At 36.0% G+C, this 19,613-nt stretch carries 22 protein-coding genes and 1 pseudogene; 13 read left to right on the top strand and 10 right to left on the bottom strand.

Features of this window, described 5'->3' with window-relative positions; all coding sequences use genetic code 11:
• Positions 1-39: 39 nt before the first annotated feature.
• Positions 40-390: a translation initiation factor gene (locus tag ANA_RS01065; protein ID WP_015078189.1), complete on the bottom strand. Its 351-nt coding sequence runs from the start codon at positions 388-390 to the stop codon at positions 40-42.
• 108 nt (positions 391-498) lie between these two features.
• Between ANA_RS01065 and ANA_RS01060 the strand changes: the two genes are divergently transcribed.
• The 7 genes and pseudogenes from ANA_RS01060 to ANA_RS01035 all read left to right on the top strand — a co-directional run bounded on the left by ANA_RS01060 (position 499) and on the right by ANA_RS01035 (position 7,556).
• Positions 499-936 (top strand): GxxExxY protein, encoded by a 438-nt coding sequence (locus tag ANA_RS01060; RefSeq protein ID WP_015078188.1) that lies wholly within the window; start codon positions 499-501, stop codon positions 934-936.
• A gap of 72 nt (positions 937-1,008) precedes the next feature.
• The gene (locus tag ANA_RS23380) at positions 1,009-2,766 is read left to right on the top strand and encodes an McrB family protein (RefSeq protein WP_015078187.1); all 1,758 of its coding nucleotides are present in this window, start codon (positions 1,009-1,011) and stop codon (positions 2,764-2,766) included.
• Positions 2,763-3,947 carry an McrC family protein gene (locus ANA_RS01050; RefSeq protein ID WP_015078186.1) on the top strand — a complete coding sequence of 395 codons (1,185 nt, stop codon included), beginning with the start codon at positions 2,763-2,765 and terminating at the stop codon, positions 3,945-3,947. Before ANA_RS23380 ends, ANA_RS01050 begins: the two co-directional genes overlap by 4 nt.
• Before the next feature lie 67 nt (positions 3,948-4,014).
• Positions 4,015-4,155, top strand: a pseudogene (locus tag ANA_RS23915) (DUF2887 domain-containing protein); the annotation flags it as partial.
• 229 nt (positions 4,156-4,384) lie between these two features.
• Positions 4,385-5,623, top strand: coding sequence for a tryptophan synthase subunit beta (gene trpB / locus ANA_RS01045; protein WP_041457506.1), 1,239 nt, complete (start codon positions 4,385-4,387; stop codon positions 5,621-5,623).
• A gap of 356 nt (positions 5,624-5,979) precedes the next feature.
• The gene (locus ANA_RS01040; RefSeq protein ID WP_015078184.1) at positions 5,980-6,543 is read left to right on the top strand and encodes a CAP domain-containing protein; all 564 of its coding nucleotides are present in this window, start codon (positions 5,980-5,982) and stop codon (positions 6,541-6,543) included.
• A 383-nt stretch (positions 6,544-6,926) separates the two neighbouring features.
• Entirely contained in the window at positions 6,927-7,556 is a 630-nt protein-coding gene (locus ANA_RS01035) for a ribonuclease D (protein WP_015078183.1), read from the top strand.
• A 397-nt stretch (positions 7,557-7,953) separates the two neighbouring features.
• Here the strand turns inward: ANA_RS01035 and ANA_RS26905 are convergent, their stop codons facing one another.
• The 3 genes from ANA_RS26905 to ANA_RS28070 form a co-directional block, all read right to left on the bottom strand.
• Positions 7,954-8,334 (bottom strand): IS1634 family transposase, encoded by a 381-nt coding sequence (locus tag ANA_RS26905; RefSeq protein ID WP_200863835.1) that lies wholly within the window; start codon positions 8,332-8,334, stop codon positions 7,954-7,956.
• Between the two features lie 348 nt (positions 8,335-8,682).
• Positions 8,683-9,594, bottom strand: coding sequence for an IS1634 family transposase (locus tag ANA_RS26900; RefSeq protein ID WP_083881402.1), 912 nt, complete (start codon positions 9,592-9,594; stop codon positions 8,683-8,685).
• 91 nt (positions 9,595-9,685) lie between these two features.
• On the bottom strand, positions 9,686-9,811 hold the full coding sequence (locus ANA_RS28070) for a hypothetical protein (RefSeq protein WP_256369521.1): 126 nt from the start codon (positions 9,809-9,811) through the stop codon (positions 9,686-9,688).
• 167 nt (positions 9,812-9,978) lie between these two features.
• Here ANA_RS28070 and ANA_RS01020 point away from each other — a divergent pair, with 167 nt between their 5' ends.
• Entirely contained in the window at positions 9,979-11,571 is a 1,593-nt protein-coding gene (locus tag ANA_RS01020) for an NACHT domain-containing protein (RefSeq protein ID WP_015078182.1), read from the top strand.
• Between the two features lie 239 nt (positions 11,572-11,810).
• Here ANA_RS01020 and ANA_RS01015 read toward each other — a convergent pair whose 3' ends face one another.
• The 4 genes from ANA_RS01015 to ANA_RS01000 form a co-directional block, all read right to left on the bottom strand.
• Positions 11,811-12,080 carry a type II toxin-antitoxin system RelE family toxin gene (locus tag ANA_RS01015; protein WP_015078181.1) on the bottom strand — a complete coding sequence of 90 codons (270 nt, stop codon included), beginning with the start codon at positions 12,078-12,080 and terminating at the stop codon, positions 11,811-11,813.
• Positions 12,081-12,082: 2 nt separating this feature from the next.
• Positions 12,083-12,316, bottom strand: coding sequence for a hypothetical protein (locus tag ANA_RS01010; RefSeq protein ID WP_200863834.1), 234 nt, complete (start codon positions 12,314-12,316; stop codon positions 12,083-12,085).
• Positions 12,317-12,539: 223 nt separating this feature from the next.
• Complete coding sequence (gene thrS / locus ANA_RS01005) at positions 12,540-14,360, bottom strand: threonine--tRNA ligase (protein WP_015078179.1); 1,821 nt, start codon at positions 14,358-14,360, stop codon at positions 12,540-12,542.
• Between the two features lie 91 nt (positions 14,361-14,451).
• Positions 14,452-14,751, bottom strand: a complete 300-nt coding sequence (locus ANA_RS01000; protein ID WP_041457501.1) for a hypothetical protein — start codon at positions 14,749-14,751, stop codon at positions 14,452-14,454.
• Between the two features lie 158 nt (positions 14,752-14,909).
• Between ANA_RS01000 and ANA_RS00995 the strand changes: the two genes are divergently transcribed.
• Both ANA_RS00995 and ANA_RS00990 read left to right on the top strand, forming a co-directional pair.
• Positions 14,910-15,224 carry a DUF2605 domain-containing protein gene (locus ANA_RS00995; RefSeq protein ID WP_015078178.1) on the top strand — a complete coding sequence of 105 codons (315 nt, stop codon included), beginning with the start codon at positions 14,910-14,912 and terminating at the stop codon, positions 15,222-15,224.
• Positions 15,225-15,470: 246 nt separating this feature from the next.
• Positions 15,471-15,791: a DUF2973 domain-containing protein gene (locus ANA_RS00990; protein WP_015078177.1), complete on the top strand. Its 321-nt coding sequence runs from the start codon at positions 15,471-15,473 to the stop codon at positions 15,789-15,791.
• Positions 15,792-15,966: 175 nt separating this feature from the next.
• On the opposite strand, the gene ANA_RS00985 is transcribed toward ANA_RS00990, so the two are convergent.
• Positions 15,967-16,395, bottom strand: a complete 429-nt coding sequence (locus ANA_RS00985; RefSeq protein WP_015078176.1) for a SufE family protein — start codon at positions 16,393-16,395, stop codon at positions 15,967-15,969.
• 227 nt (positions 16,396-16,622) lie between these two features.
• Between ANA_RS00985 and psaK the strand changes: the two genes are divergently transcribed.
• Both psaK and ANA_RS00975 read left to right on the top strand, forming a co-directional pair.
• Entirely contained in the window at positions 16,623-16,883 is a 261-nt protein-coding gene (gene psaK, locus ANA_RS00980; RefSeq protein ID WP_015078175.1) for a photosystem I reaction center subunit PsaK, read from the top strand.
• A 791-nt stretch (positions 16,884-17,674) separates the two neighbouring features.
• Positions 17,675-18,169, top strand: a complete 495-nt coding sequence (locus tag ANA_RS00975) for an ureidoglycolate lyase (RefSeq protein ID WP_015078174.1) — start codon at positions 17,675-17,677, stop codon at positions 18,167-18,169.
• 56 nt (positions 18,170-18,225) lie between these two features.
• On the opposite strand, the gene ANA_RS00970 is transcribed toward ANA_RS00975, so the two are convergent.
• Complete coding sequence (locus tag ANA_RS00970) at positions 18,226-18,633, bottom strand: NUDIX hydrolase (protein WP_015078173.1); 408 nt, start codon at positions 18,631-18,633, stop codon at positions 18,226-18,228.
• A 239-nt stretch (positions 18,634-18,872) separates the two neighbouring features.
• On the opposite strand from ANA_RS00970, the gene ANA_RS00965 reads away from it, so the two are divergent.
• Positions 18,873-19,613 (top strand): cytochrome c biogenesis protein CcdA, encoded by a 741-nt coding sequence (locus ANA_RS00965; protein ID WP_015078172.1) that lies wholly within the window; start codon positions 18,873-18,875, stop codon positions 19,611-19,613.

Below are 19,613 nucleotides of genomic sequence, written 5' to 3'. Positions count from 1 at the left end.
AATTATCCACACTGCGTGAACAATACCCAAAATATAATTTTAACCACCGCTGATTTTAGCTTTGTAACCCAATTTTACCAAAATCTCTAAAATCTTCTGTTTGTGTTCTCCCTGAACTTCAATTTCGTTATCTTTCACAGTTCCACCTGTACCGCATTGGGCTTTTAACTGTTTTAATAAAGTAGCTAAGGTTTCAGGTTTGGTTTGAAACCCAGTAATAACCGTGACAGTTTTACCTTTGCGTCCAGCGCGAGTAGCTTGGATTCTTACATTTTGCTGATTGGGGGGTAAGTCTTGGATTCCCCGTTCTACAGCGCGTTCCAGTGCGGGTGAACTACCGTTACCAAATTCTTGGTAGACAAAGCCTTTGTCAGATTTGGGATTAGCCATAATATTTAATGCAGGAAAAATAGATTTTCATTGTAAACAATTTTAGCCTAAGCGGGGGTAATTGGATATATAATTGCTACATGATAGAGTGTAAGAAGGTAAGAGGAAATGAACCACGAAGGAGCGAAGTTCACGAAGGAAGAGGAAGAAGGAAGGATGAGAAGGTTGGGTGATGAGGTGGAGAGGTTGGCTTATGCTGTGATTGGGGCGGGTATTGAGGTGCATAGGATGTTGGGTGCGGGGTTTTTGGAGAGGGTATATCAAGAGGCTTTGGGTTTGGAGTTTCGTTTGCGGGGGATACCTTATAAACCTAAACATTTAGTAGCAGTAAAATACAAAGGTTATCCCATGGGTGAGGGGGAATTGGATTTTCTGGTTGGTGATTCCCTAGTTGTTGAATTGAAGGCTGTGGAAAAGTTAGCCCCTATTCATGAAGCGCAAGTTATTTCTTATTTAAAAATGACTAATTGTCCCCTTGGTCTTCTCATCAATTTTAATGTCCCCGTCCTCAAAGAAGGCATTAAACGCATTATTCTTTCCTCTTAACTCTTCTTTCTCTTCCTTCGTGTTCTTCGTGCCTTCGTGGTTTGTTATCAAAAATTTGACACTAGAATTAGCATGAATAAAAAACAAATTATTGCTTGGGGTGATATATCATATACAGTTAGACTCATAACATCTATATACACAAATCATGAATGGCAATTTTTAGAACTGATTTGGGAGGTATGGTCTGTTATTATTGATCATGGTATGGCAACTTATTCAAATAAAATTGAATTATGCGAAGTATTATTCAGATTTATAGCCATTCTTAGTTTTTGCCTTCAATTTAGATTTAATGATTGGGATAATGATTGGGAATGGTTATTTGAGAGAAGATACCCATCAGTTTTTGCAATGATTTATGAAATATTAAAATCAATTAATTTGAATATCAGTAATCAACATGAAATATTAAATTTTATATATAATAAAAATTACAATTTAGATATTGACTATAGCTCTTATGGAAATTATAAAAATATATATGAGTTTTTTGAAGATTTTCGTCATGATAATATAACATTAATTTTTTTGGTTAGAAAATTTCGTGAACAAATATATGAATTATTGATAGATAATTATGAATATGAATTTACAAATTTTGAATATTTACTTCTAAATCAGAAGTTTAATAATGAGGAATATACGGATGATAATGAATATGATGATTATGAATATAGTTTTGATAGATTTAAAACGGAAAAAGCTTTTGAAAAACAACAAGATATTAAGAGACTTAATGAATTAGAAGAAATATATGAATTATACTATAAAAATCAAAAGGAATATAGAAAATTGTATCAATTAGAAACATTAATAATAGATCAATTTATAGATGAATCTGAATTTCATCATTCTGAATATTGGGATGATGAAAATAAAGATTATAATCTAGTATTTCGTCAGAAAAATAATATGTCCTATCAAATAAAAGATGAACTTAAAGAAGAAGTTCTAATTGCTGCCAGGAAACTAGCTGAATATTTCTCTTATCCTAAATTAAACAAAAAATATAATATAAATCAATGTAGCGAAGAAATCTGTTTTGAAGAGACAACCATAGAACGTTGGATACGCGCAACTAATCGTAAAAAACAAGCCATATTCTATGGTTCACCCGGAACAGGTAAAACCTTCATAGCTGAAAAACTCGCAAAACATCTAATCAGTGAAGGTGACGGTTTCTCTGAATTAGTCCAATTTCATCCAGCATATTCCTATGAAGACTTTATTCAAGGTATTCGTCCTCAAAGTGAAGATGGTAAATTAACATATCCACTTGTTCCCGGTAGATTTTTAGAATTTTGTAAAAAAGCCGAGTCATTTCAAGATATTTGTGTTCTCATTATTGATGAAATCAACCGCGCTAATTTAGCACAGGTTTTTGGTGAATTAATGTATTTGCTAGAATACCGTAATCAAGAAATTCCCCTCGCTGGTGGTAATAGATTTCGTATTCCTGAAAATGTCCGTATTATTGGCACAATGAATACAGCAGATAGGTCTATTGCTCAAATAGATCATGCTTTACGTCGTCGTTTTGCATTTATTGAACTGCGTCCTAATTATGATGTGTTAATCAAATATCACCTCAATACAAATTTTGCAGTTATGGATTTAATTAATATTTTAAAACAATTAAATCAAGCGATTAATGATAAAAACTATGAAATTGGTATTTCTTTCTTTTTGACTCCTAACCTACGAGAAGATATAGAAGATATTTGGAAGATGGAAATTGAGCCTTATTTAGAAGAATACTTTTTTAATAACCTAGAAAAAGTAGATGAGTTTCGCTGGGATAAAATCGAGAAACAGATAACAATATGAACCCAGCAAATTTTAAAATTCTGGAAATAACCGAATATCAAACTCAATCTTTTTCTCGTGAGGAAATTCCTGAAGAGGTTGGAATTATCTTATATGAGAAATACAACAGCAAAGTAAATGTAGAATTTCCCAGTCCTAAAACTCGTTATCAATGGAAAATAACGGCTCAAGGATATGTAGGTTATATTCCTTTAAATTCTGATGTAGCTTTGAAAATCAATCCTAAAGTACCAATTAAGAATTTATTTGGAATGTTGGAATATACGTATAATTTAGAGATTTTTAAATTTGAAGGGTTAATGAATTGTGAATCTATAGAAGATTTTTACAATCATCTAGCTTATGTTTTAGCAGATAAAATTATAGAAAGATGTCGTAAAGGATTATATCGGACTTATGTACCCAAAACTGAGCAATTGGCTTATGTACGCGGAAGATTAAATGTACAGCAAATAATTAAAAAACCTTGGAATGTAAAATTACAATGTGCATATCAAGAACACACTGCTGATATTATAGATAATCAAATTTTATTTTGGACGCTTTTTCATATTGGACATAGCGGTTTTTGTACAGAAAAAGTATCATTGATAGTGAGAAAAGCTTATCATGCAATGCAAGGAATGGTATCTTTACAACCTTATAATTCAGAAGATTGTATTGATAGAATTTATCACCGTTTAAATGAAGATTATCATCTTCTACATCAATTTTGCCGATTCTTTTTAGATAACACTAGCCCAAATCATGAAAAGGGTAAAAATACAACTTTACCTTTTTTAATAAATATGGCAAATCTTTATGAAATGTTTGTTGCAGAATGGTTAAAGAAAAATTTACCCCAGAATTTCACTTTAAAAACTCAAGAGAGAATCAATATAGGAGAAAAAATATATTTTAAAACTGACTTAATTTTATATAACACAACAGATTTAACACCTAAATACATTCTCGATACTAAATATAAAAACCCCGAATATTCTTCTCCTAAAGATATAGCCCAAGTAGTAACTTATGCAGTTTCTAAAGATTGTCCAGAAACAGTATTAGTCTATCCAACAGAATTAAATCATTCCCTTGATAAATATCTTGGAAAAATCAGAGTTCGTAACCTCACCTTTTCTCTTGATGATAAAATTGAAGATGCAGGAAATAAATTTTTAACAAAACTATTTTCTTAAATTCTCTCTGCGTCCTCTGCGCCTCTGCGGTTCGTTTTCCAAAATTAGATTAAATTACTCAATTACCGTGAAAACAGATACAATCTTCTATAGCTTATTTCAAGCATTTCCTAGCATCTTCTTTGAATTAATTAACCAACCTCCCACAGAAGCGGGTACGTATGAATTCACATCTCGTGAAGTCAAACAACTAGCTTTTCGTTTAGAAGCAAATTCAGGCTTTACAAAAAGAGCAATCTCAGGAATAAGGGAATTCTCTCGTTCCCATGCTCTGCGTGGGAATGCAGTTGAGAGGCTCTGCCTCTATTATAGGAGGTAGAACCTCTAAGATGGCATTCCCAGTCTGGAGACTGGGAACGAGAGAATAATGCTCTTTATCGGCACCCTCAACAGGTCTAGAATTAAAATTAACTTTGTTCTCTTATTTTACCCAATCCGTGACTACTACACCCCTCTCTCCGAATTTCTCACAAACTGCTTCAGTCCCCGATATTCTAGGACGTTTTGGCCGCTTTGGTGGTAAGTACGTTCCAGAAACTCTTATGCCGGCGTTAGCTGAACTAGAAGCAGCTTATCAGCAATATCGCAATGAACCTGGTTTTCAAGCCGAATTACAAGGTTTATTAAAAGATTATGTAGGACGAGCTACACCTTTATACTTTGCCGAACGCCTTACCGCTAATTATGCTCGTCCTGATGGTACAGGGGCGCAAATTTACTTAAAGCGGGAAGATTTAAATCATACTGGCGCACATAAAATTAATAATGCTCTCGGTCAGGTGTTATTAGCTAAACGCATGGGTAAAAAGCGGATTATTGCCGAAACCGGTGCAGGACAACATGGCGTAGCTACAGCCACGGTTTGCGCTCGGTTTGGTTTGGAATGTATTATTTACATGGGTGTTCACGACATGGAACGCCAATCTTTAAACGTCTTCAGAATGCGGCTGATGGGTGCGGAAGTTCGTCCAGTGTCTGCGGGTACGGGAACGCTGAAAGATGCCACTTCTGAAGCCATCCGGGACTGGGTAACGAATGTAGAAACTACCCATTACATCCTCGGTTCTGTGGCTGGTCCCCATCCTTATCCGATGATGGTTCGGGATTTTCACGCGGTGATTGGTGAAGAAACTCGCGTTCAAGCTCTGGAAAAATGGGGACGTTTACCTGATATCCTGGTGGCTTGTGTGGGTGGTGGTTCTAATGCTATGGGACTATTTCACGAATTTGTCAAAGAACCATCTGTGCGGTTAATTGGAGTAGAAGCTGCTGGTGAAGGTGTGAATACTGGCAAACACGCGGCCACTCTCACAAAAGGCCAGGTTGGTGTATTGCATGGTTCTATGAGTTATCTTTTACAAGATGATGATGGTCAAGTTATTGAACCCCATTCCATTAGTGCTGGTTTAGATTATCCTGGTGTGGGACCTGAACACAGTTATATGAAAGATATTGGCCGGGCTGAATATTACAGTGTGACGGACGCTGAGGCTTTGGACGCATTCCAACGACTATCGAAGTTAGAGGGAATTATACCAGCTTTGGAAACTTCTCATGCGATCGCTTACCTAGAAACTCTCTGTCCTCAACTTGCTGGTAGCCCCAAGGTGATCATTAACTGTTCTGGACGAGGTGACAAGGATGTACAAACAGCCGCTAAGTTCCTAATTCACTAAATTCTTGTAAAAAACACTGGCTTGCTAATAAATAGTATCCATGACATCTATCATTGGATACTGTTTATTAGTAATCATTTTGATTAATAATGTAGTGTAAATAACATCTACCAGTTTGATAGTCAGGGGTACTATAGCGGTATGCACTTGAGTAAGATTCTAATTTTAGAGAGGCTTATATCCAAAGGGGTTTACTCCTGAATGCTGGAAGCTGCTATATCTAGACTGATTTAAATTGTGAAAATTTGATGATCTTTTAGTTCATAATTAGCAAATAGTATCCTGGTAAGTATTCTGATAATCAGAAGATAGGGTATATATTCAATAAATCCATACATTACTTAACTTAAACCTCTATGTTACGACAAACTGCTTTTGGCATTGCTTTAAGTACGCTTGTCCTTGCTAGTGGCTATATGACTGCTGCGAATCCAGATAATAGTTCTGCTAAACAAACTGGCCGATATCAGCATTCATCACTTGTGACAAGTCAAGCAAAAATATCTAATCTTACTGTTCAAACTACTAATTTAGAACTAGCTGTTTTTACTCAAATTAATCAATATCGGGCGAAACGGGGGCTAAAAAAATTAAATTTAAACGGAAAGATCAGTCAGCAAGCCAGAATTCACAGTCAAAATATGGCTAGTGGTAAAGTTCCTTTTAGTCATCAAGGATTTGAACAGCGGGTAATGACTATTCCTCTTAAATACAGTAGTGCGGCTGAAAATGTAGCTTATAATACGGGATATAGTAACCCTGCCAATGAGGCGGTTTCTGGCTGGTTAAAAAGCCCTGGTCATCTGAAAAATCTTCAGGGTAAATATAATTTAACTGGGGTTGGTGTGGCTGCTAATGAACAAGGAGAAGTTTATTTAACGCAAATATTTTTAAACACTAATACCAGCGGACAAAATTAAGAATTATGCCCTTTGTGATGAAGGGGCATAAATTAATTTTTCAATTTTTAATTTAGCATTTTTAATGAGGCGTTAGAGGATGTTTGAAAAGTATCAGAACTTATCTAGATCCCCCCAACCCCCCTTGAAAAGGGGGGCTAAATTTCTCAAAGTCCCCCTTTCTAAGAGGATGTTTTAAAAGTTTTTAATGTGGAAACAGACCCCTCTCCAAACCTCTCCCCTACCAGGGGAGAGGCTTTAAAAACCCCATTCCCTTGTAGGGAAGGGGGGAAGGGGGGTTAGGTTTTTGGAGATTATGGGTTTCATATAATACTTTTCAAACAACCTCTTAGCGAGAGTCCTGTTGTCTGGCAAAATGAAGATAATTTATATTTGATCAGTTCATGACATTACCAGATTTTCAAGTTGGCGATGGCGATTTAAATGATGCAACTCTTTCTGAGTATTTAAAATCCCCAGCTATCGCTGTTGATACGGAAACAATGGGACTTTTACCTCAGCGCGATCGCTTGTGTCTGATTCAACTCTGTAACCCAGAAGGACAAGTTACTGCTATTCGGATTTCTAGGGGACAAACAGTAGCACCAAATTTGCAAATTCTCATGGAAGCAACCCATATTGTTAAAGTTTTTCACTTTGCTAGGTTTGATGTTGCCACTTTACGGCAGAATTTAGATATTGTTGTGCAACCGATTTTTTGTACTAAAATTGCTAGTAAGTTAGCCCGGACTTATACAAATCGTCACGGACTAAAAGATGTGGTTTTAGAATTAGAAAAGGTGGAGTTAGATAAAAGTTCCCAATGTTCTGATTGGGGTAATGCTAGTAATTTATCTGATGCACAATTAAGTTATGCGGCTAATGATGTCCGTTATTTGTTAAGTGTCCGAGAAAAGCTCACGGCTATGTTACAACGGGAAGAACGTTGGCAAGTTGCCCAAGAATGTTTTCAAGTTTTATCAACAATTGTTAGTTTAGATTTATTACAATTCAAGGACTTATTTGAACATTGAAATATCTGAATTTATAATTTGATTTTGAGTTAATTTACTTTTGGGCTGGGATTTACCCAGCCTATTATTTACTTAGAATTTACTAAAATTAGTAATTGCTTCTGTGATTTTATCCACAACCTCATCTACAATTATGACTCCCAACTCCCCAGAAGCGCGGGTACGAATACTCAAACCCACATTCCGCACTTCAAAAAGTAGTATACAAAAACTACATTTACGAGTAATGAAAAACTAGAATTTTTAAAAACTAAGCAGCCACTAATAAATAAATTATACGCACGAAAAATCAAGCTTTTTTATTATGTTTAAAAAGCTAGTAAGACAGTTTAATTTGAATTTTTCAATCAGTTATGCAAACACAGAAGTGTTGAATCGGGAATTATAGATTCGGCAACTAACATAATAAATAATATTTTTGACAAGCATGAGGTAGGAATTGTAAGATGCGACAATGTGACTCAGTTAAATTAAGAATTCTATGGACTCCTTGTATAATAAGAAAGTGAATCCCTTGGAAACATTGAAATATCCACCTTAATGTGGGAGATTCTGTGGGTTTATTTAGTTGATTTTTAACAGTAGCTTTTTGTGTTTTTAATGCGATTCGTAATTGTCTTTGTCCCAGATTATAAACCAAAAGGCACAATGCCATTAACATCATCATTGTCTCTACTCTTTCTGGATTCTTCACAAAAAGACTATCGGCAAAAAATAACGGGTCTTTGATAAATCTAAATCCTCGCTCTGTTGATTGCTGTTCTTTATATATTCTCAATATTTCTGTAGGTTTTAATTGGGTTGTGTCTAAAATATTCGAAGAATAAAATAAATCGACCACAAGAATTTTCATGTTTTTTGATTAACTCCTGATTTTCTATTAATTTACCTTTGATTTGATAAACTACTGTTTGTCCTTTATTTAATCTTTCGGTAATTTCTATGTCCGATATTTGATGATATTTTAATTTTGCCGTCAGGTCTTTAATTTTTAATTCTGCTAAAGATTTTGAACAAAAATCTTCTTTTTCTAACTTAACTAGCTGTTTATTAGTTTTCAGAAACTCTTCTGAGATTTTTTTGGTTAATTTCTTTAAATCTGCTTTTTTTCTGTCTGTGCTTTCAATTAATAACCGTTCGGCTGACGCTCACGGCGAAGCCATCTTTGCTCTATTCCCCCGTAAAATACTTTCTCTTCTTGATAGCTATATCCTTTGATATCACTTGGTTTCAGTTCTTTGCTTATCGGTGCTTTTAGCAAGTTTTTAGCTTTTTTAATGGATAATGGAACTCGACTTATCCAGTTCATATTCACCATTAATTTTAAATTACTTTCACTGTATAAAGCACTGTCAGCGACCATTATACTGTCAAAATCTATTTGTTTGGAATACTCTACTAAGATATGAGCAAATACGGCTTTATCTGATTCGTTTCCTGATGCTCCTCTAAAAAATAAAGGTATATCTCCATCACTACTTACTATTAAATCTAATATACATTGTTTTAAGTCTGGGCGGTGGTCACGGGAATAGCCCTGTGTGATATTAATCGGATTTTCTTTGTTTATTCCTTGTTCTTTTTCTCCATTATTTAGGCAATTTTTATACTCTCCATGTAAATGTAATGAGCTTGAATCTAAATGGGAATATTTAGTTTCTATCCCAAATTTCTTGACTACTTCTAAGGCAATGATTAGGAATATTTTTGTTAATCCATATTTGTAGAGCTTGTCCATTACTCTACCTATCTTATCATCATTTAAATCTGATGCTTTTATTCCTTCTTTTATTAAATGTTCTATGGGTTTATCTTGAAAAAAATCAGGGGAATAAATATAATGGTCTTGATACAATTTTCCTTGATGTTGACGCATTTTTTCTAAGATTATATTTTCTGATTCATCTGAATCATCTGCATAAGCTTTATTCACACTTTCTACTAATTGACGCTTTTTTTGACGAGTTATACCTATTGTTTGACTAAAGATATAACTTGATTTTACTATATCTCTATCTCTATGATTTTCACAACTCATAACCACAAGTAGATATCCAAAAGAAAGGGTTTAGCATTGCTAAACCCCTACTCCACTTCACTTCACGTTACCTTACTTTAAACATCAAAATCTAGTTGTCTTCGTTTTTATCATCAGGTTTTATCCACTTGATAATCAGAACTAGAAACGCATCAGCAGATTTTTCGATAGCCCAAGTTAATAAAGCGGTTAATACAATAATTAAAATAGTATCCATAAAACTTTACCGATTCCCAAATCATTGACTACATCTCTACATTGACAGGTGAGTGTTTGAAATCAGGTTGTAGCAATGCTTGAGTTATGAGTGACTTGTGTATGACATTGCATTAATTTCTTGTTTGACAGGTTAAAATCAGTAAAATTGCTGCGCTTAAAGTTTCTATGAATGGTCGTTCTCTATCCTGTTCTCCTAAAGGTATCCAAAAAGCCAAAAAGGCTTTAATCCGCTTTTCCTTGACTCAAAAGGCATTAGCTGAAGAATTGGGAGTAACTCGTCAACCAGTTGGTAAATTCTTTACAGGGAAACCTGTTGACCGTAATATCTTTGTCAAAATTTGCGACTATTTAGAACTGGACTGGGAAGAGGTAGTTACTCAAGTCAACGAACCAGAAACGGAAGCGAAGCAAGAAAACAGCATTGATATAGATAACCTCGTCCAAGAAGTACGCGCAAAGATAAAACCCCTCATTCAAGAACGCTGCGGCACAATGCGGGTGCTAGATATGACACAGCCCATTGGCTTGAATGAAATCTACACTAGCGTCAATATCTTGGAAAACATCACGGGAATGCAGCGATTAACAATAGAGGAATTAGAAAAATTATCACAACAGTATACACAAGAGGATTTTGACCGCTTTGGATTGGAGGCAATTAAAATAGAGAGAGTACCTGGACTACAAGTAGTGCAGAAATATTCTAAGCTAATGATTTTGGGAAAGCCAGGAGCAGGTAAAACTACATTTTTGAAGTATTTAGCTATTCAATGTATAGCAGGTGAATTTCTTGCTCATCTTGTACCTAGGTTTATTACCCTCAAAGACTTTGCAGAAGATAATTATCAAAACAGTTTAGTAAACTTTATCATTTTTGATACTTGTAATCAATTTTTTACTTCTCAAAATGAAGCAGAGACATTATTACAGCAGGGTAGACTGCTAATTCTTCTGGATGGTTTAGATGAAGTCAGAGAAGAAGATAGTAAGCGTATTTTAAAAGAAATTCAGCATTTTGCACAGCGTTTTCCGCAAAATAGATTTGTTATGACTTGCCGCATTGCAGCACGAGAATACACATTTGAGAAATTTACAGAGGTAGAAGTTGCTGAGTTCAATGATAAACAAATTAATAATTTTGCGACCAATTGGTTTAAAAATAAACCTGTTAAGCCAGACAAATTTATTCAACGTCTAAGAGAAAATTACCCCATTAAGCAACTAGCATCAAATCCCTTGTTACTAACTTTACTCTGTTTAGTATTTGAAGAAGCCGGGGATTTTCCTGCGAATCGTTCTGAATTATATAAAGAAGGCTTAGATGCACTACTCAAAAAATGGGATACCAAGCGGGGTATTAAACGTGACGAAGTTTACAAAAAGCTATCTGTACAGAGGAAAGAAGATTTATTAAGCAAAATTGCTTTAACCACTTTTGACCAAAGTAACTACTTTTTTAAACAGAAATTAGCTGAATATTACATTACAGACTATATTAGTAACTTGCCTGATGCAAGCACAAATACAGAAAAATTGCAGCTAGATAGTGAAAAAATTATTAAATCAATTGAAGCTCAACATGGTTTATTAGTAGAAAGGGCAAAAGGTATTTACTCTTTTTCCCATTTAACATTTCATGAATATTTCACAGCTAGAGAATTTGTATTAGTCCAACAATCATCAGATAATGCTTTGCAAAGCCTGGCTAGCCATTTTACTGAAAAACGCTGGCGGGAAGTCTGTTTATTAGCAAAATAGTGATTGTTATGTTAGCCGTGATGTGCGCCAGTATATAGAAGATACTTTACTGTTACCCATTGTAGAAATCCAACCCTATCGGTAAATGTTTGTTTAGAAAACAGATTAGCAATTTCCAGCTAGATTTTTTTGTCTGAATCAGGATATCCAGGATTAAAGGATTAACAGGATGGAGAATTTATTTGTTTACTCTCAATCAACCAAAGATATACATTTTCAATTTAAGCTACTACCAATTTCTAAGGAAAATAGCGATAAAATTCCCGACGATGTAAAACACGCATTACTTCTATCAAATCTCCGTTAACTTCTATTCCCAGACGATAATTACCAATACGTATCCGATACCGATTAGGGTAGCCTTTCATAGCTTTAATATCAAGAATCTCGTCTAAAGAATTGATGTTTTCTAAAGTGGTAAATGCAAGCTCGTAGATGCGTTGGTATGATTCTGAACTTTTCAATTGTTTTAAATCTTTCAGAAAAGTCTGACGATATTGTACTTTCAAAATTATTCTTCCTCAAGATAAGCTAAGGCTTGATTACGATCTAGCAATGGTGTATTCATAGATTCATCCATCGCTTTGTTCAGACAATAATCTTCTATTGCTTCAGTTAGTTCATCTAAAGAAGTATCCTCTGTAGGTAGTAATTTTCTCCAAATATCAATAGGAATGACTACTGCAATTTTATTACCCTCTTCGTTAGTCAGATATTCAAGATTTAACATTTGTGACTCCAACATTCATGATATGGCAACGTATATAGGGGTTTAGCATTGCTTAATGGTGTCAACTTAAGCCCCGGCGAATGGAATTCACGGCTACACAAACAAAGTCCGCCTGGGCGGACTAAGGAAAAATCAAGGATTGAAACCCACGCAGGTGGTTTTGCCTGTGTAGACGCGGTTTCTAACCGCCCGTTTTACGTTAAGTTGACACTATGAGCATTGCTAAACCCCTACTTTTTTAGAAGTTACTAAAGTTAGTAATTGCTTCTGTGATTTTATCCACAACCTCATCTAGAATTATGACTCCCAACTCCCCAGAAGCGCGGGTACGAATACTCAAACTGTTGGTTTCGACTTCCTTCGCACCAACCACGGCCATGACAGGGATTTTATCCTTTTCCGCGTTGCGAATCAACTTACTCAAGCGATCGCCACTGGTATCCACTTCTGCCCTAATACCCAACGCCACCATCTTAGCAGCCACCTCTTTGGTAAAATCTAACTGAAGATCACCGACAGGTAATAACCTGATTTGTACAGGTGCTAACCACAGAGGAAAATCACCCGCGTACTCTTCAATTAAAATTCCAATTAATCGTTCCAAAGAACCAAAGGGCGCGCGGTGAAGCATTACCGGACGTTGACGCGAACCATCTTCCGCCACATATTCTAAATCAAACCGTTCTGGTAAATTATAATCTACCTGCACAGTTCCCAATTGCCATTCCCGTTCTAAAGCATCACTGAAGATAAAATCCAGCTTGGGTCCATAAAAAGCCGCTTCCCCAATTCCTTCAAAATGCTCCATTCCCAATTGTTGCACAGCGCGACGAATTGCCCCCTCCGCTTTATCCCAAGCTTCATCAGAACCGATATACTTATCACTAGCTGGGTCACGGAAACTCAATCTAGCTTTAAAATTCTTCAATTGCAGACTTTTGAAAACGCTCAAAATCAAATCTACAACATTGAGAAATTCACTGTCTAGCTGTTCGGGAGTGACAAACAAATGAGAATCATCAACGGTAAAACCGCGTACCCTGGTTAAACCACCCAATTCTCCCGACTGTTCATAACGGTAAACTGTACCAAATTCTGCCAAGCGCATCGGTAATTCCCGATAAGAGCGCAATTCACTCTTGTATATTTGGATGTGGAAGGGGCAGTTCATCGGTTTGAGGACAAAACCCTGTTCTATGGCTCTTGCTTCCTCATCTTCAGCCATTAAAGGAAACATATCTTCCTTGTATTTCTGCCAGTGTCCTGATGTTTTAAATAAATCAACTCTGGCAATATGGGGAGTAACTACAGGTAAATAACCCCGTTTTAATTGTTCTTTTTTGAGGAAGTCTTCTAAAATCGTTCTTAACAAAGTCCCTTTGGGAGTCCACAAAGGTAAACCAGGTCCGACTAAATCGGAAAAGATAAATAATCCGAGTTCTTTACCCAGTTTACGATGATCACGGCGCAGGGCTTCTTCTTTGCGGCGTTTATACTCTGCTAATTGTTCGGGAGTTTCCCAAGCTGTGGCATAAATACGCTGTAATTGAGCTTTGTTTTCATCTCCGCGCCAATAAGCACCAGCAACGCTTTCTAATTCTATAGCTTTGGGATTAATTTCGCTGGTATTTTCGAGGTGAGGTCCAGCGCACAAATCCCACCATTGCTCTCCCAAATGGTAAATTGTGATGGGTTCTTGTTTGATATCTCCGAGAATTTCCAGTTTATAGGGTTCGTTAATGGCTTCAATGCGGCTTTGTGCTTCTTCGCGGCTGACTTCTTCCCGAATTAATGGTAATTTGCGATTAATAATCTTCACCATTTCTTTTTGAATGGTCTTTAAATCCTTATCGCTAAAGGGTTCTGGACTATCAAAGTCATAATAAAACCCATTTTCAATCCAAGGACCAATTGTGACTTGCACCTTGGGAAACAGCTTTTGTACTGCCATAGCCATGATATGGGAAGCTGTGTGACGAATCTTTTTTAGTGTTTCTGATTCGCTGGTTCGGGGTAAATAGATTTTTTCGACTGGTTGGGTTTCTTGATTTGGGGACATTGGCTATTAAACTTTTGACGAAGTGTTAAAAATAGAGTTGACGAAAAATATCTTTACAAAATAAATAATAGTCCACTGGCTATGGTTTTTCCTAATTTAGCCCAACTACAGGCTGCTGGTAAAAGCCATACAAGACAAAATTAAATTCAATCGAGTTGTCAGAGAACAGGGAACAGGGAACAGGGAATAGAAAAATTTTCTTCTTTCTTCTTTCTTCTTTCTTCTTTCTTCTTTCTTCTTTCTTCTTTCTTCTTTCTTCTTTCTTCTTTCTTCTTTCTTCTTTCCTCCTGACTCCTGACTCCTGACTCCTGACTCCTGACTCCTGACTCGGTGACTCCTGACTCGGTGACTCCTGACTTCTTCCTTTAGAGGTATCCAGGTTTACTCCCAAGGAGCTTTACAAAACTATTGCCAAATTTATATAATCATGCTTCAGATACCAAGTTACATATTTTTTAAGTTTTTTTATGTAAAAAGTTATGAACTGATTGTTAAGGATCGTAAATAACGTTAATATAAATAGACAATTAAGAAATATGATTCTCATATATGGGGGACTCAAATCTACCAAACGCTGATTTACTAAAATCAGTCTTAGAACCGCTGTTAGAGGATTTTCAAGATTGGTTTGAGCGATATCGTCAAATTCTGGAAAATGAGAAAATCCAATTCATGAGTGAACAAGAGCAATTTGACTTACTAAAACGAGTTAAAAATGCACAAAATGAACTCAAAACGGCAAGAATGTTGTTTAAGGCAACTGATCAACAAGTCGGACTTGATATGGCAACGGTAATGCCTTGGCATCAATTAGTTACAGAATGTTGGAGTGTGGGAATGCGTTTAGGTCAGTCAAAGGAATAATCAACCTGTTGGCAAAATCTGAATCCAGTGGAAATTGTAAAAATATTAGACAATTCTTAACATTCTTTTCATAAAAAAATAATGTGCCTCGTGTTACCTTAATATCAATATAAGGATTGCACCATATAACATAAGCACATAAGTAAAGAATCTTACATTCTTTCCTACCGTAAATTATTTATTTGCGGAGTTTTAGGTTTTACATAGATAACATTTTTACCCTTTGCTGTTCTGGAGGAAAATTCAATGCTACACCTACTTTATATTTTAGCTTTCACCGTTTTGGCATTTATGGCTGTTGGTAATTTAATTCGCAATCTGATCATGTTCAGTTTTGACAGAGAACGAACTTATTCTAATAACCAATCATCACCAGGTGGCTTTGGTTATTATGCAGCTAGAAGGCAGTATGTCCCCCATCCTGAATTGTTAGATAGTGCAGGTAATATGATTAAAGAACCGCTGTTGGTCATGCGTTCAATTAATGTTGAAGATGCACGGGAACAGTTAGATGCTCTTTATGAATCCTCTCCTAGTCAGAAAATTGATCGCTCAGAAGGAGCATAATTGATAATTTGCAAAATTTTGAACTATATAGAGGTTTGGTAATACTAAACCTCTATAATTGTAGGGGCAACCCCTGTGGTTGCCTAGCCAATGTGGTTCAGCGGAGTCAGGAATTCAAAAAGCAGAAAGAATAATCTCAAACTTAAAAAAGTTGTCGAGTCTCCAATTCCTAATTTTATAATTTAGATTCCAAAGCTTTTTTTTGCATTGTTTTGAAAATATTGTAAAACCCATTAGCGCGGGAAGGTGTCAAACTTACATTTAAGCCAGTTTCTTGAATAAAATCAGGAGTAAGTTGGATTATTTCTGTAGGTGTTGATCCATTTAATCCTTCTATTAATAATGCTAATAAGCCCTTAGTTAATTGGGAATCAGAATCACCCTGAAATATGACTTTACCGTCTTCTAATGATGCCGTAACATACACTTGAGAAACACAACCGGGAACTTTATTTTCTGGGAGTTTACCAGATTCAGGAAACTCTTGTAGCTTTTGAGCATACCAAATTAACTGCTCATAGCGTCGTTTTGGTTCTGTAGCGCGTTGAAAGCGGTGGACAATTTTATTTAGTGCAGGTGGTAAGGAATCAAGAGTTGAGGACATGATCAATCCAGGAAATAATTACTCTTATCTTAGCAATTACCAGCCCTTCTAGATACCATTTGGATCACAACAAATATCAAAAATTGCTATTAAGTATAGCACTTGTTCATATTGTCAAATGAAAACAAATGTTAAAATTTGCTACAAAGTAAGCAATGATATAGATTTTTATTAATCAATATTTAGATGATATTGACAAGCATCCGCAAATATCAGGAGTAAATTAGATGTTGACTTCAAGCTTACTAGCTACAGCTACCGCATCTCTAGAATGGAGTCCTAATATTAGCATAATTATGATTGTTGCCAATATTTTCGCTATTGCTGTAGGCAAATTTACGATTGAGCATCCTCATGCTAAACCAGAATTACCAGCACCTCAATTTTTCGGTGGTTTTGGTTTACCTGCGGTACTAGCAACTACTTCCTTTGGGCATATTTTAGGAGCAGGTATCATTTTAGGGCTACACAGTATTGGTAAAATCTAAATTTTACTGATTAAAAATTAGGGAGAGGAATTTATTTTTCTTCTCCCTTTTTTTATAAGGAAGAACGCCGAAAACCCTTGAAAATGTGGCTGACTCAGGAAGCCACATTTGGGCTTTAGACAAGGGATGAAGGCTAGAGGCTTTCCTTTATCCTGCATTGACGTTAATTTGAAAATTTGAAATTATTTCAAATTTTCATCCATATTCGTGATAGAATCAAATTGTCACTAAAGACATAAAAAGCTACCGAGGGACTCTCGCAAAGTTACGCTTGTCAGATATGATTTCGCCCGCCAGGGCAAACGAAATCAGGGCAAGAACCCAAATATTTAAGGAACCCTGCCTGAAACTGGGATAACTGAGGGATATAGACTGAAACTCTCTATAGAATCTCCGCGTCTTTACCCGGATTTCTCACCAAAATCCTCAAACCCTTATAAAATCTGGATTCTGGGTTTTCACACTGCATCAAAAATCAACCCCATGAAAAATGCCCGAAACCGTCTCTCTATAAAGATTATATAGATTGCGATAGCGAAGCGCTCCGTAGGAATCGCATTGTTTGTGAGAAATGCGGGTTTAGACCGGGGAGTGTCAAGCTATAGAAATTAACTTTGCCTAGGCAGGAGTTAAAATAGGCGATTATGGTTTGTCTAAAGCATTTGATTTAGCCGGTTTAAGTGGACAAACTTTAAACAGGCGTTGTTAGATTGTATGTAAACCATCAAATAAAGAAGTTGTCAGTAACCCAGCCCTAAAGGGACTGAGTTTCCCGCTTACCGCGTGATCTTATGAGTACATTATCAAAAATACAAGAATTACCATCTCAATTGATTACACCAGAAAATTTTCAACCTTATGGACAGGTAATATATGCAAGTAAAGATGGGAAAAATTTTGATCAAGAAGATGCCCAGTTAAATTTACAAAATGGTATTCCTCATTTTTATATTATGCGGTTGCAGAAAAACGGACGGAAATTTCACCAAATTACTCGTCATGTCAAATGTACTCAATGTTTAGGTTCATTGGATAGTAAAGACTGGTTAATGGCAGTTTGTCCAGCTAATAATGATACGAATGCACCTGGGTTATCAGAACTTGCAGCTTTTCGGATTCCCGGAAATTGTTTTATTAAATTAGATATGGGAACTTGGCACGCAGGCCCATATTTTGATCATGATTTTGTAGATTTTTACAATTTAGAATTGAGTGATACAAATGTGGTAGATCATTTCACTCATAATTTTCTCAAAAGTCATAATTTAGCCTTTGAGATGATTTAAAATAAGATCCCCGACTTCTTAAACAAGTCAGGGATCTGGATATTTTGGATATGTGTCTATATCCATGAAGTTTGAATAATTCTTTTTAGTGAAGTTTCCTTGACTAATTCAGCAGCTTGGTTAACTTCTAACCATTTTCTTTCCCTTGCGGTAGCTTCTGGCCAATCTTCTAATACTGTTTCCACAGGTAATAAAAATAAATTTACTTGATAGGTATTCCCCCGTTTTCGATATTTATAATTACCTAACTCTTCAGTTGTGACTCTACCGACAACTCCGGCTTCTTCCCATGCCTCCTTCGCTGCTGAATCATGGGGACTCATACCTTTACAAAGTCCCCCTTTAGGAATTACCCAACCTTGACGGCTACGAGTAGTAATTAATAAAACTTCAACTTTTCCATCGTTGATTCGATAGGGAATAACTCCAGATTGTTGAAAAACTTTGTTGATTTTGCGAGTCATGGTGGTAGATTCCTTCTGAATGAGTATTTTTGATTTCCAATGTGTATTTGTTAATAATGTGCCACTAAGGCAACTTTCAAAATCATTAATCTGATTTTGAGTAATCTTAACTATAAATTCAACAACTTTCCTGAAAAATCCGGAGTATGATTTACCTCACGGTACTTACTTTTATGATTTCATGATCCAAAATACGTTAAAATTCAAGCAGAGTAAGCATTTTCTACTTAAATATCCTCATGCTAGAAACTCTAGAAACCCAAATTTATCAACTTGAGCAATTTGCCAACACCCTTGTTGCGAACCAACTCACCCACCTGAGTTTCGTCAGCATTGCCATTATTTTTGCGGCTGGCTTGCTGACCAGCCTTACGCCCTGTATGCTGTCTATGCTGCCCATTACCATTGGCTATATTGGCGGTTATGAAGCTAAAACTCGCTTACAAGCAGCAGCCCAATCAACTTGGTTTGCGTTGGGATTAGCAACTACATTAGCAGGAATGGGCATCGTCGCAGGTTTAGTTGGTAAAGTCTATGGACAGATAGGAATTGGTTTACCAATTATTGTCAGTATTATCGCTATTATTATGGGACTGAACTTATTAGAAGCATTACCCATCCAATTTCCTTCTTTGAATGAAACAAATTGGATTTCTCAAGACTTACCTCCCGGAGTCCGTTCATACTCTATCGGCTTAACATTTGGGTTAGTTGCTTCCCCCTGTAGCACACCAGTTTTAGCTAGTCTATTAGGTTGGGTTGCTAATACTCAAGATTTAGTTTTAGGTGCGGTTTTACTACTTGCTTATACAGCCGGATATGTAACTCCATTAATTTTAGCAGGTACGTTTACTGCTGCCATTAAAAAACTATTAGAATTGCGCCGTTGGTCTGGTTGGATAAATCCTATTAGCGGTGTATTATTAGTAGGCTTTGGTGTTTTTTCTTTACTTTCTCGGATTCCTATTGGTAGTTTCTAA

Source organism: Anabaena sp. 90, assembly GCF_000312705.1.
Taxonomy (GTDB): Bacteria; Cyanobacteriota; Cyanobacteriia; order Cyanobacteriales; family Nostocaceae; genus Dolichospermum; species Dolichospermum lemmermannii.
Note: the sequence above shows the minus strand (reverse complement) of the source record. Positions and strands in the feature narration are given on the sequence as shown.